3 protein-coding genes are annotated in these 13,829 nt (G+C 75.4%); all 3 read right to left on the bottom strand.

Annotation, left to right across the window (positions count from 1 at the left end):
• Window positions 1-37: 37 nt before the first annotated feature.
• Genes AB0P17_RS37575 through AB0P17_RS37565 form a run of 3 tightly spaced genes read right to left on the bottom strand, consistent with a single transcriptional unit; the run spans window position 38 to window position 13,810 of the window.
• Window positions 38-8,371 (bottom strand): amino acid adenylation domain-containing protein, encoded by an 8,334-nt coding sequence (locus AB0P17_RS37575; protein WP_365818510.1) that lies wholly within the window; start codon window positions 8,369-8,371, stop codon window positions 38-40.
• The gene (locus tag AB0P17_RS37570) at window positions 8,358-9,227 is read right to left on the bottom strand and encodes a 3-hydroxyacyl-CoA dehydrogenase family protein (RefSeq protein WP_365818508.1); all 870 of its coding nucleotides are present in this window, start codon (window positions 9,225-9,227) and stop codon (window positions 8,358-8,360) included. Before AB0P17_RS37570 ends, AB0P17_RS37575 begins: the two co-directional genes overlap by 14 nt.
• Window positions 9,224-13,810 carry a condensation domain-containing protein gene (locus AB0P17_RS37565; RefSeq protein ID WP_365818506.1) on the bottom strand — a complete coding sequence of 1,529 codons (4,587 nt, stop codon included), beginning with the start codon at window positions 13,808-13,810 and terminating at the stop codon, window positions 9,224-9,226. The genes AB0P17_RS37570 and AB0P17_RS37565 overlap by 4 nt, the downstream gene beginning before the upstream one ends.
• Between the last annotated feature and the right edge of the window lie 19 nt (window positions 13,811-13,829).

Below are 13,829 nucleotides of genomic sequence, written 5' to 3'. Positions count from 1 at the left end.
AGGCGCCATGCACGCACATCCGCCGCGTTGTCGTCGGTCATCCCCAAGGTCTCGGCTTCGCTCGACCAGGGGAGACCCCATCCGCTCCTGCGTCGCTTCCCTCCTCCGCCTTGCGGCTGCGCTCGGCATCCGAGGGAAAATTCAGTGCGCCGAGACGGAGCGAGCGGAGCGAGTGCAGTGCACCTGACACCTCCCCGCCCGCCCCGAGGGGGCGGACGACGCTACTTCGGTATGACTCATCCAGTTCACCGGCCAGCACTCGGCCCACCTCGGACAGCGAATCGGGGCTGCCCATGTCGGCATGGCGGAACTCGCCGGGGACGACACGGATCCGGCCGTCCGTCACGTACGGCTGCCACGAGTCGACGGTCATCGGGACCGACGTGTCGTCCGCCCGCTTCTCGAAGAAGAGGACATCGCCCCGGAAGACATCGGGCCGGAAGACCCGGCCCAGCTTCAGGTTGTTGCTGTACACCTCCCCCATGCCGATCAGATGCCGCTCGGTGAAACCGGACAGCAGGCTGTCGGTCTCCCGGACGATCTCCAGGAACCGCGCGGTGTCCAGCTCGTCGAGGCGCGGCATGGCCGACCGGATCCCGGCGAACGACAGGAGAGCGGCGTACATCATGCGGGCCCCGCCCAGCTCCTCCTCCGACGGCGGCGCCGGGTGGTCCGCCATCACATAGGCGTCGATGAGCGCCAGCAGACCGACCTGTTCGCCCGCCGCCTGCAACCGGGTCGCCATCGCGTGGGCCACCACCCCGCCGAACGACCAGCCGAGCAGGTGGTACGGCCCCTTCGGCTGGATCGTCCTGATCTGCTCCAGATAGTCGTCGGCCATCGCCGCGACATCACCGGGGAGCGGCTCGTCGCCGTCGAGACCGCGGCCCTGGAGCGCGTAGACCGGCTGATCCGCGCCCAGCCGCCGCATCAGCACCGAGTACATCCAGCCGACTCCGCCGGCCGGGTGCACACAGAACAGCGCGGGGCGCTCCCCGGTCCGCCGCAGCGGCAGCACCACGTCGAACGCGAACCGCTGGTCGTCGGCGCCCAGCCGCTCGGCGAGCGCCGCCACCGTCGGCGCGACGAACAGCGTCGCGGTGTCGACGTCGGTGCCCCAGGTCGACTCGATCCGCCGGGCCAGCCGGGCGGCGAGCAGGGAGTGACCGCCCAGATCGAAGAAGTTGTCGTCGATGCCGACGGCCGGCAGGCCCAGCGTCTCGGCGAACAGCTCGCACAGATGCTTCTCCTGGACGGTCCGCGGCGCCCGCCCCGCCGGCTCCGCGGCGGCCTCCGGGTCCGGCAGCGCGCCATGGTCGGTCTTGCCGCTGCGGGTGAGCGGCAGTTCCGGCAGGACGACGACCGCGGCGGGCACCTGATGGGCGGGCAGCACGGCGCGCAGGCTCCGCGCCAGCTCCGCCGGGAGCGCCGCCGCCACGCCCGCCGTGGCCGGTTCGTACACCGCGCTGTCCGCCGGGTCCCCGGCGCCGGCGTACACGTCCCGGACCACCCCGTCGCACGGCGCGGGGAGCAGCACGGCGTCGAAGCGGCCGGGCGCGGCGCCCGGCGCGGCGAACACCCGGTAGCCAAGTCCCCGTCCCAGCGCCTCCAGTTCGTCCGGCCGGACGCCGGGATCCCCGGGGACCCGCGGGTCCAGCGCGCCGATCGTGGTCCCCGGCGCGGCGGCGTCGAGCGCCCGCACCACGGCGAGGTCCGCGGCGGGCCGGGCGTCGGGGATGTCCGTGACCCGCAGCGGCAGCACCCCGCCGGCCGAGGAGAGCAGCGCGGCCAGCTCCGCCGTCCCGCCCACGTCGGAGCCCCAGACGAGCCGGGTGGCCCCGGCCGCCGAGACACCCGGCAGCGGCGCCTTGTACAGCGTCACGTCGTAGCGGTAGCGGGTCAGCTCGTTGTCGTGGCTGCCGGACTTCAGCCGGACGTCGGCCGCGTCCCCGAAGGCGCCGAAGAACCCCGGCGCCACCGCCAGCTCCTTGTCCAGCAGCAGCTTCCGCCCGGCGGCGAGCCGTGCCCGGGCCACCGTCGTCAGCGCGCCCGCCGCCCCGACCCCGGCCGCCGTGAACAGCGCGGAACGGCTCCTGGTGTCCCTGACATCGCCGACGAAGACGGCCCCGCCCGGCGCCAGAAGACGCAACGCGCCGGTCAGTACCCGCTCCAGATACGCGCGTGAAGGGAAGTACTGCACCACGGAGTTGAGGACCACGGCATCGAAGTGGCCTTCCGGCAGCCCCGAGAAGTCGTCGGCCGCCCGGTGGGAGAACGTGACCCTGTCGCGCAGCGCGGGCACCCGCGCCACCTGCCCGCGGAGGGTCTCGACCGCGACGGCGGAGAGGTCGGTCGCGTGGTAGCTCACGCAGTGCGGGGCCAGCTCGGCGAGGACCGCCCCGGTGCCCGCGCCGATCTCCAGCACCCGGCGCGGAGCCGGCTCCCGGACGCGCGCGACCACGGCGTCCCGCCACTCCCGCAGCGCCTCGCGGGGCAGCGGCGAACCGTCGTACGAACTGTTCCACCCGGCGAAGGAGTCGCCGAACGGGGCGCTGTCCGGGTTCTTCCGGTACGCCCCGGCCTCGATGTCGTAGACACGGTCGTGCACCGCCGCCCACTCGGCGAGCACATCCTCCTCCGTGACCGTGCCGAGCCCGGCGGACACCTCGGGCACGACGTAGGCGACGAGCCGGGACCCGCCGGCGCCGCCCGTCCACGCGCGCACCGCGGCCTGCGCCACCGACCCGTGCGCCAGCAGCGCCGACTCCACCTCGCCGGGCTCGATCCGGAATCCGCGGATCTTGATCTGGCGGTCGGAGCGGCCGGTGAACTCCAGCTCACCGCCGGAGTTCCACCGGGCGAGATCGCCCGTGCGGTACATGCGCCGGCCCGGCGCGCCGAACGGGTCGGCCACGAAGCGCTCCGCGGTGCGCGCCGGCTGCCCGATGTACCCGCGGGCCACGGCGGGGCCCGACAGGTAGACCTCGCCCTCCAGACCGGGCGGTACCGGGCGCAGCGCCCCGTCCAGCAGATGGATCCGGGTGGGGGCGACGGGCCGGCCGATGGTGGTCCTGGTGCCCGTCAGCTCGTCGCTGACGGTCGCGCAGACCGTGGCCTCGGTCGGCCCGTACGCGTTGATCAGCGGATGGCGGGCGGCCCAGCGGGCCACCAGCTCGGCGGGCAGCGCCTCGCCCGCCACCCGGATCACACAGCCCTCGGGCAGTCCCGCGCCGGGATCGAGCACGGCCAGCGCGGACGGCGGCAGGGTGAGCGCGGTGATCCGCTCCTCGTGGGCGAGGCGTTCGAGCCCCCGGCCCGGCATCAGCCGGTCCGGGGCGGCGACGACCAGCGCCGAACCGCTGCACAGCGCCTCGAACATCTCCAGCAGCGCGGCGTCGAAGGCGGGCGCGGCGAACTGGAGGACGCGGGCGCCCGGGCCGAGCCGGGACCGTACGACGGTGGTGCTCAGCACCCCCGCCACCCCCGTGTGCTGGACGAGAACGCCCTTGGGCCGCCCGGTCGAGCCCGAGGTGTGGATGATGTAGGCGGCGTGCGAGGGCAGCAGCGGACGGGTCCGCTCCGCGTCGGTCACGGGCCCGTTGTCGCGCCCGGCGATCCGCCGGGCGGTGTCCGGATCGTCGAGGACGAGGAGGTCCTCGCCCAGTTCCGGACGGACGGCGTGGGCGCGGTCGGTGACCACGACGGCGGGCCGGACGTCCCCCAGGACGAGCCGCAGCCGCTCCTCCGGATGGTCCGGGTCGACGAGCATCACCGCGGCGCCCGCCGCGAGCACCCCGAACAGCGCCGTCACCGTCCGCGCCGAACGGGGCAGCACGAGTGCCACCGCCGCCTCGGGACCGACGCCACGGGCGATCAGCTCCCTGGCCACCCGGTTCGCCCCGGCGGACAGCTCGGCGTACGTGAGGTCCGCGCCCTCGCCCCCGGCGCTCCGGACGGCCGTCGCGCCGGGCGTCGCCGCCGCCTGCGCGGCGAAGAGCGCGGTGACCGTACGCGGCGTCACCTCGTCGTTCTCGCCGTCGCTGCCGCTGCCGCTGCCGTACGAGGCGAGCGCCGCCCGCTCGGCGTCGTCGAGCAGATCCACCCCGGACAGCGGCGTCCCGGGCGCCTCGACCAGCAGGTCCAGCAGCCGGAGCGCCCGGGAGAGGAAACGCTCCGCCGTCGCGCGGTCGAAGACGTCCGCACGGTGCAGCAGGTTCAGCAGCATCCCGCCGGTGGACCGCGGAACGGCCATCAGGGTCAGCGGGTAGTGCCCCGCGGTCTCGTTGCGCGCGGCGAGGAACGACAGTTCGGGGACGTCCGCCCACGGATCCCGGTCGACCGGGAAGTTCTCGAACACCATGGCGGTGTCGAAGAGCGCGTCCACACCGACGGCGTGCTGGATCCGGGTGAGGCCGAGGTGATGGTGCGGCAGCAGGCGCCCCTGCTCGTCCTGCACCCGGCGCACCAGCTCGGCCAGCGACTCGGCCGGGGACACGGTGACCCGCATCGGGACGGTGTTGACCAGGAAGCCGACGACCGACTCGACACGGGCCACCTCCGGCGAGCGGCCGGACACGGCCACCCCGAACACCGCGTCGCTCCGGCCCGTCCACTGCGCCAGCAACAGCCCCCAGCAGACCTGGAACAGCGTGTTGACCGTGACACCGAGCCGGCCCGCCAGCCCGGTCAGCCCGGCCACCCGCTCCGCGCTCAGCTCGTGCTGGATCCGCGCGGGCCAGGCGGAGCTGCGGCGCAGCCCCGCGGGGGCGAGCAGGGTCGGCCGGACGGGCTCCAGCGCCCGGCGCCATGCCCGTACGGACTCCTCCTGGTCCCGCTCCGCGAGCCAGGCCAGGACATCGCGGTGCCGCGGCGCGTCACCGAGGGCGGCCGACGCTTCCGGACGGGCGTACAGCTGGAACAGCTCACGGGCGACGATCTGCACCGACCAGCCGTCGAGCAGGATGTGGTGCGTGGTGATCAGCAGCCGGAACCGCCGCCCCGCCCGGCGGATCAGGGTCAGCCGGAGCAGCGGCGGCCGGCCCGGGTCCAGCGGCGCGGTGCGGTCCTCCGCGGTCAACCGCTCGGCCTCCGCCTCCTGTCGCTCCTCCGGAACACCGGTCAGATCGACCACGGTGAGGGGAGGTTCCGCGTCGGCGCGGACCACCTGCACGGCCCGGCCGGAGGGCAGCCGGAGGAAGCCCGCCCTGAGCCCGCTGTGCCGACGGCAGAGCAGCGCGGCGGCACGCCGCAGGGCGTCGGGATCGAACGGGCCGGCGAAGTCCAGGGCCGCCTGCATGACATAGACGTCCTGGTCGCGCTGGTCGTGGTGGCTGTGGAAGAGCAGCCCCTCCTGGACGGGGGAGAGCGGCAGGACCTCCTCCACCCCAGGACAGGCCTCGGCCAGCCAGGCGCGCTCCGCGGTGTCCAGTTCCACCAGCGCCCGCTCCCCGGACCCGGCCGGCGGCTCCGGGACCGACGCGAGCTCCACGGCCACCTCGGCGAGGAGACGGGGCGTACCCCGCTCGAACACGTCCTGGAGGGAGACGACCAGACCGGCCTGGCGGGCCCGGCGCACCAGCCTGATGGAGGCGATGCTGTCGCCGCCCACCGCGAAGAAACTCTCGTCCGGGCCCACCTCGGCGCGGCCCACGACCGCGGCGAACACCCCGCACAGCACCTCGACCGGACCGTCGGCGGCCCGCGCGGGCAGCGGCACCGGCTCCGCCGCGGCGGCCAAGTCGGCCAGCGCGAGCCGATCGGCCTTGCCGTTGGGGTTCAGCGGCAGCGCGTCCAGCGTCCGGATCCCGGACGGCACCAGCGGCTCGGGCAGTTCGGAGCGCAGCGCCCCTTCGAGCGCGTCCGGGAGACAACCGCCGTCCCCCGGTACGACGAAGGCGGTGAGCCGGCGGTCGCCCGCACCGTCGCCGGTGGCGACCACGACGGCCCGGGCGACTCCCGGCTGCCGCAGCAGGGTGGCCTCGACCTCACCGAGTTCGACGCGGTGGCCGCGCACCTTGACCTGGTGGTCGGCCCGGCCGGCGAACTCCAGCAGCCCCTCGGGGGACCAGCGCGCGAGGTCGCCCGTCCGGTACATCCGCCCGCCGGGCTCGGCGGAGAACGGATCGGCGAGGAACCGCTGCGCGGTCAGCCCGCGGCGGTGGGCGTAGCCGCGGGCCAGATACTCCCCGGCGAGATACAGCTCGCCCACGTCGCCGGGCGGCACCGGGCGCAGCGCCGCGTCCAGGACATGACAGCGCACGTTGCCCACCGGGCGGCCGACCGGCGGGTCGTCGGGGGAGCGCGGATCGCACTGCCAGGCGGTCGCGTAGACGGTGACCTCGGTCGGGCCGTAGAGGTTGAACACGCGGGCGTCCGGGGCGTGCCGGTGCACCTCCCGCACCAGTTCGGCGGGGAGCGGCTCGCCGCAGAAGACGTAGTTCGCCGCCCGCTCGGCCACCCACTCCGCCTCCCGCACCCGCCGGTAGACCGTGGGCACCGTGTTGACGAGTGTGCCGCTCCAGTCGGGGGTGTCGACCAGCGACAGCAGGTTCGGCACCAGGTCGACACCGCCACCGGTCATCAGCGGCACCAGGATCTCGAACACCGACATGTCGAAGCTCAGCGAGGTGGAGCCGAGCACCCGCTCGAACGCCGGGGCGCCCAGCGCGGCCACCGACCAGTCGGCGAAGTTCACCACGTTCCGGTGGGTGACCACCACGCCCTTCGGCCGCCCGGTGGAACCCGAGGTGTAGATGACATAGGCGGCGTTCCCCGGCCGTGGCTCCACGGGGGCCGGTACGCCGCCGGAGCGGGCCGCCGGTCCCGTGGCGTCCGCCGTGCCGTCCACCACCATCAGGGGTACGGAGAGCGTCCCGGGGAGCCGGTCCAGCAGCGCGGAGGCGGTGAGCACGGCCGCCGGGCGCGCGTCGTCGAGGAGGTAACGGATCCGGCCGTCCGGGTAGTCGGGGTCGATCGGCAGGTAGGCGGCGCCGGACTTCAGCACGGCCAGGACGGCGACCACCATCTCCGGCGTCCGGGGCATCATGACGGCGATCACCCGCTCCGGCGCCGCGCCCCGCTCGGCCAGCAGCCGGGACAACCGGTCGGCCCGCTCGTCGAGTTCGGCGTAGGTCAGCTCGACTCCCCGGTGGCGGACCGCCACCGCGCCGGGGGCCCGGCGGGCCTGCGCCAGGAACGCGCCGGGCACGGTGTCCTCCCGTACCGGCCGCGCCGTGTCGTTGAACTCCTCGCGCAGACGCCCGAGTTCCGCCTCGTCCGCGAGGTCGAACCGGGCGACGGGCAGGCCGGGTTCGCGCGCCATCCGCTCGAAGAGGGCCGCGAACCGGCACTGGTGGTCGCCCGCCCCGCCGGCCCGAACCTCGATCACCCACGCGCCGTCGTCCCCGGCGTCCGCCCGCACGTCGAGGCCGCCCGCCGGGGCCCAGACCGACACCACCGTGGCCGCACAGGGCCCGAACGCGACGGTACGGCGGTGATCCACCAGCTCGCACACCAGCTCGGGGCCCGCCTCCCGTTCCGCCTCGGGGCCCGGCGAGGGGATAGCCGAGGGGATCGGTGCCGGACCGGCGGACCCGGTGCGTACGCCGCCCCGCCGGGCGCGGCGCAGCTGGGCCCCGGCCGCCGCGGCCACCTCGGCGAAGGTCCGGCGGGGCGTCAGGGCCAGCCGGACCGGAACGGTCGTACCGGCGGTCCGCCAGCCGACCACCACATCGTCCGACCCGGTTCTGCGGTACGCGTAGACGGCGAGCGCGGCGACCAGTACGGCCGCGTGACCGCCGCCGCCGCGGCGCGCGGTCGCGGCCAGTGCGGGGCCGGCCGTGACCCGGGTCCGCGCGGACGCGTCGAAGCGGGTCACCTCCGCGGGCGTGCCACCGGCCGCGCCACCGGGCGTGTCCCCGCGGGGACCCCGGCCCGCGCGGTCGCCGGTCGCCGGGGCATCGGTGACCGGGACGCCGGTGGCCGGGGCGGCGCACCGCGCGCCGTAGCCGTCGGCGGCCCGGCGCAGCACCGCGTCCATCGCCTCCTCACCGGCGGACGGGCCACGGCGCAGCTGGAACCATCCGTACCGTTCGGCCGCCAGCCGGAAGACGAGATGGACGGCGTCCGGCGCGCGGTCCCCGTCGTACGGGGAGCCGAGTTCCCGCCCGATCCGCGCCTCGGCGAAGGCGTCCGGGTCGGCCGCGCCGGTGGCGTCGACCAGCTCGCACCCGGCTCCGGCGTCGGTCACCGCGGCGAGCAGCGCGGACTCCCGCACCGGTCCGCTCAGCCGGACGTACTGGGCGGTGTACGGTACGGCGCCCCCGGAGGCGGCGCCGGGCGCGCCGCGACGGGCCGGTTCAGGCGTAGACATGGAAGCCCCTTCCGGTCTTCCGGCCCAGGTGCCCGGCCGCGACGAGATCCGTGAACGAGGACGGCGGCCGGTATCTGTCGTCGCCGGTCTGCTCCCCGAGGACGGTCAGGGTGTCCAGTACGTTGTCCAGCCCGATCAGGTCCGCCGTGCGCAGCGGTCCCATGGGATGGCCGAGACACTTCTCGAACACCGCGTCGACGGTCGCGGCGTCCACGGACCCCTCGTCGACGAGAGCCGCCGCCTCGGCGACGCACATCATCAGCACCCGGTTCAGGACGAAGCCGGGCCCGTCCGCGACCACGACGCCCTGCTTGCCCAGGCGGGCCAGCAGGGCCAGCGCCCGGTCCATGGTCTCCGGGGAGGTCGACTTCGCGCGGACCACCTCGACGGTGTCCTTCAGCGGCACGGGGTTCATGAAGTGGAGTCCGAGGACGCGTTCGGGGCGTCCCGTCCGGGCGGCGAGCAGCGCGACGGGAATGGCGGAGGTGCAGGACGCGAGCACCGCGTCCGGCGGACAGACCCGGTCGAGTTCCGTGAACAGCCGCTCCTTGAGGTCCAGGTGCTCCGGGGCGCATTCGACGACGAACCCGGTGCCGTCCAGTTCCCCGACCGCCGTCGCCCAGCGCACCCGGCCGGTCTCCCCGGTCGGCCCCCGGCCGAGCAGCCTGGCCAGCCGGAGGGACTCGGCCAGCCGGTCGCGGGCCACGTCGGCGGCGCGGCGGTCCGGCTCGACGACCACGACGTCACAGCCGGCCCGGATCAGGCTGTGGCAGACGCCCACGCCCATGGTCCCGGCGCCGACGACGCCGACCGGTCCGGTGGGCTCCGCCGCACTGTCCTGGGTGTTCCTGGTCATCGTGGTGCCTCCGCCGGGTTGTCGGGGTCGTCGGACCGGTCGTCCTGTGAGCTGGCGATGGCGTCGAGCGCCACCTCGTGCACGGGCGCCCCTGGGCGGTCCACCAGCGCGGCCAGCAGGCGCGCCAGGTCGGCGGCGAGGGCCGCCGCGGTGCTCCCGTCGAAGAGTTCCGGCGCGTAGTGGACGGTGAGCGCCGGCCCGGTCGCGCCGGACCTGGCCCCGGCCCCGGACTCGGCTCCGGAAACGGATCCGGACCAGGACAGGCTGAGTTCGGCCCCGCTCCGGTCCGCCCCCGTGCCGTTCCCGGCATACCGCACCGGAGGCGGTACGGTCCCGGGCGCGAGGGGCTCGTACGGCGCCCGGGCCAGTCTGGCCGTCAGCTCGGTGAGACAGGGCTCGTCGGACAGGTCGGCGCGCACCGCGGCCGGCCCGCGCGGGGCGTGGACCAGGACGGCCACCTCGTCCTGGCCGGTGTACCAGGCGAGCAGGGTCAGCCAGGCGGCGAGCAGGACACCGTCCGGCTCCTGGCCGGCGGGCAGCGGACGTCCGGCCACCGCCGTGGCCGAGGCGGACGCGTCGACCGGCCGGGAGGGACGCGGCCGGTCGGCCGGAACGCGGACCTCCGGCAGGGGGCCCGGGCCGGAGCGTGCGTACGGCTCCGGCCGCGGTGTCCCCCCGGCCCCCGGCCCGGGGACGGGACGGCCGGTGTCGGTCACCCCGGCGAGGTCGTCGAGGATGCCGAGGTAGGCGGCGGTCAGCTCCGCGGCGGTCTCCTCGGCGAACAGTTCGGTGCTGAACTCCAGGCAGGCGGCCATGTCCTCCTCGCCCTCCCGGTCGGTGGTGACCAGGGTCAGATCGAACTTGGCGGTCCCGGCCGGCATGCCGCCGAACCGGTTGGTCACGGTGTCGCGCTGGTCGAAGAAGTCACCGGCGGCGGCGCCGATCGGCTGGATCGGCGGCAGTTGCTGGTGCACGTAGAACACGTCGAACAGCGGGGTGCGGCTCAGGTCCTTCTCGACACCGAGGGCGTTCACCACCAGGTTGAAGGGGATCTCCTGGTTCTCCAGGGCGCCGAGCACCACCGACCGCACCCGCCGCAGCAGTTCGCGCAGGCTCGGTCCGCCCGACAGGTCGGCGCGCAGCGCCACCGTGCTGTTGAAGAAGCCGATGAGCCCTTCGAGCTCGGGCCGGTTGCGGCCGGTCGTGGGTGTGCCGACCACGAGGTCGCGCTGCCCGCTGTACCGGCCGAGCAGCAGGTACAGCCCGGTGAGCAGGACGACGAAGAGGGTCACGGACTCGCGGCGGGCCAGCTCCCGGAGCGCCCGCACCACCGGCGCCGGGACGGTGAAGGGGCGCAGGTCGCCGACGAAGCTCTTCCGCGGCGGCCTGGGGTGGTCGGTGGGCAGCGCGAGCACCGGGGCGTCCCGCAACCGCTCGGTCCAGTAGGCGAGTTCGTGGTCGAGCGCCGAACGTGCCACGAGGTCGCGCTGCCAGCGGGCGTAGTCCCGGTAGCGCACGCGCGGCGGGTCGAGCTCCGCCCGGCGTCCCTCCTGGCGCGCGGCGTAGAGGACCGGGAGTTCGCGCTGGAAGACCTTGGGGGAGTGGCCGTCGTTGACCGCGTGGTGGACCGTGACCTGCACGACGTGCTCGTCCCGGCCGAGCCGGACGACGAGCACCCGCAGCAGGGGATCGCGCTCCAGGTCGAACCGGACCTGCGCGGCCTCGCGCACCAGTGCCCGCGCGGCGGCCACCGGGTCGGGCGCGTCCGAGACGTCGGTGAAGCGGAAGAAGTCCCCGAGCACCGGCCGGATCCGCAGCGCCGGACCGTCGTCCAGCTCGACGAAGTTGGAGCGGAGCACCTCGTGACGCTCCGCCAGGTCCTCCCAGGTGCCGCGCAGCGCGGCCACGTCGAGCGGACCGCGGACATGGCTGACCATCGGCAGGTTGTAGAGGGTGGTACCGGGGTCCAGCTGGTGGTGGAACCACATTCGTTCCTGGCCGAAGGAGAGCACCGCCGCGTCCCCGCGGACCACGGGCGGCAGGACGCCGGGCGCCGTGGGGGCCGGGGCGAGCAGCCGGGCGAGATCGGCCGCCCGGGGGCGCTCGTAGACATCGATCAGCTTGGGGCGTACGCCGTACCGGGCCTGGATCCGGTCGACGAGCTGGAGGGCGATGAGGGAGTTGAGGCCGAGCCCGGAGAAGTCGTCCTCGGGACCGATCGGCTCCTCGGCGTGCAGCAGGTCCCGCAGCGTCTCCCGCAGCCAGCCGACCCCGTCCCCGGCCGCCGCGTCCCCGGCCTCCGCGGCCCCGGCGGGGCCGGTCGCCGCCGCCGGAGCGTGCCGTACCGGAGCGGGCTGTACGGGGACGGACCGTGCGGCGGCGGACCGTACGGGCGCGGGCCAGCACGGCGTACCGAGCATCGGATGGCCGGGCAGCCGTACCCGCCGGGCGCCGGGGGGAGCGGGCTGCACCGCGGCCCAGTCCACATCGATCCCGTGCTCGTACAGCGCCCCGACGGCGTCCGTGAACCGGTGGGCGACCCGTACCAGCGCCCCCTCCTGCCCGGCCAGCCGTTCGGTGAGCAGCCGGCCGAGCGCCCCGTCCGGGCTGGGTTCGAGGAAGAGCACCGGCCCGCCGGCGAGCAGGGCCCCGGCCGCGCGGACCAGTTCGTCCGCGTCGACCGGAGCGGTCCGCGCGGCGTCGAACTCGGCGGGCTCGACGCGGGCGGGCAGCAGACCGAGGGCGTGCCGGGCCGCGAACCGGGACGCTCCGGCACCGAGCACGGCGTCGAAGACGACGCCGCGGTCCCGGAGCGCGTGGAACACGGCGAGCTGCGCGGCGAGGACCCGCCCGGTCCGCCCGGTCGCGGGGATGCCGGACGGCGGTTCGCCCTCCGGCATGTCCGCGGGCATCGCGTCCGGCGAGAGCAGCAGGGCGACGGCCGGCGGCCGTCCCCCGCCGCGCGCCCGTCCGCCACCGTGCGCCCGCTCGCTGTGCGCCCGGTCTCCGCCCTGAGCCCGTTCCCCGCCGCGCGCCCGGCCGTCGCCGGCCCGCAGCCGGTCCGCCCGGTCGGCGAGCCGCCCGGCCAGCTCCGCGGTGCTCCGGGCGGTGACCGTGGTGCGGTACGCGTGGTGCGTACGGCCCTGGCCGAGGGTGAACACCACGTCGTCCAGGTCCGGTTCGCCGTCCCGCAGCGCCCGCGCCAGATCGCCGCAGAGCAGGGCCAGGGCCTCGGGGCCGCGGGCCGACACCCCGACGAGCCGGGACTCACCGGCGGGCGCCCGCCGGGCGCCGGGGCGGGGCGGCGCGGGCGGCTCGGCCACCACGCAGTGCGCGTTGACACCGCCGAGGCTGAACGAACTCACCCCGGCGAGCCGGGGCCCGCCGTCCTCGGCGGACCAGGAGCGTGCCTTCGTGACCACGTCGATCCCGGCCGCGGCGAGATCGAGGCCACCGGTGGGCCGTTCGAAGTGGAGGGAGGGGTACAGCTCGCCGTGGGCCACGCTGAGCACGGCCTTGACCAGTCCGGCGATCCCGGCGGCGTGGTCGAGGTGGCCGATGTTCGTCTTCACCGAGCCGATCGGCAGCGGTTCCCCGCGGCCGGCGAACGCCTCGGCGATCGCCTCCAGTTCGACGGCGTCGCCGAGCCGCGTCCCCGAACCGTGGGCCTCCAGATAGCCGGCCTGTACGGGATCGGCGCCCGCGGCGGCCCACGCCTTCGCGATGACACGCCGCTGGGCCGCCGCGCTCGGCGCGCTGATGGTGGCGGCGGTGGGCCCGTTGTGGAGTGTGGCACTGCCCCGGATCACCGCATGGACCGGGGCCCCGTCCGCGCGGGCCCGGCGCAGTGTGGTGAGCAGGAGTACGGCTCCTCCCTCACCGGAGACGGTTCCGTCGGCATCCGCGTCGAAGGCCCGGCACCGGCCGCTCGACGACACCAGTTCGCTGAAGCCGGCCGCCTCGGCGGCGGGGAGCCCCGCCACCCGCAGACTCACTCCGCCCGCCAGGGCGTACTCGGCGTCACCGGAGGCGAGTTCGCGGCACGCGTGGTGCACGGCGATCAGCGAGCCGTTGCAGCCGGTGTCGACCGCGTGGCACGGTCCGGCGAGGCCGAGCGTGTGCGCGATCCGGGCGGGGAGCCCGAACGGGACGTTGCCGAGGGTGCCGAGCGCCCCCTCCTCGCCGGTCAGGGTGTGGTAGCCGGACCACGCGGCGCTGAACACCACGGCGGTCTCGCTGCCGCGCAGCCCCGCCGCCGAGTACCCGGCGTCGTCGATCGCCCGGTGGGCGAGGGTCAGCGCCATCCGGTGCTGCGGGTCGATCAGCGTGGCCTCCCGCCGGGAGAGCCGGTGGAAGGCGTGGTCGAACGTGTGGATGTCCTCGATGTGCCCCATGGGGAGCAGGCGCCCGGCCGGATCCAGACCGGTGGCCTCGGCACGCTCGGGCGGCATCGGACCGACGGAGTCGCGGCCCGCGGCGAGTGCGGCCCGGAACTCCTCCAGGCTCGACGCCCCCGGGACCCGCAGGCCGATGCCGACGATCGCGATCTCCTCGCGGTCCGCCCCCGTACGCAGCACGGTCATCCCGGCTCCCCCGTCCTCT

This window comes from Streptomyces sp. NPDC088124, assembly GCF_040685895.1.
Lineage (GTDB): Bacteria > Actinomycetota > Actinomycetes > Streptomycetales > Streptomycetaceae > Streptomyces.
This window is presented reverse-complemented; position numbering and strand designations above follow the sequence as displayed.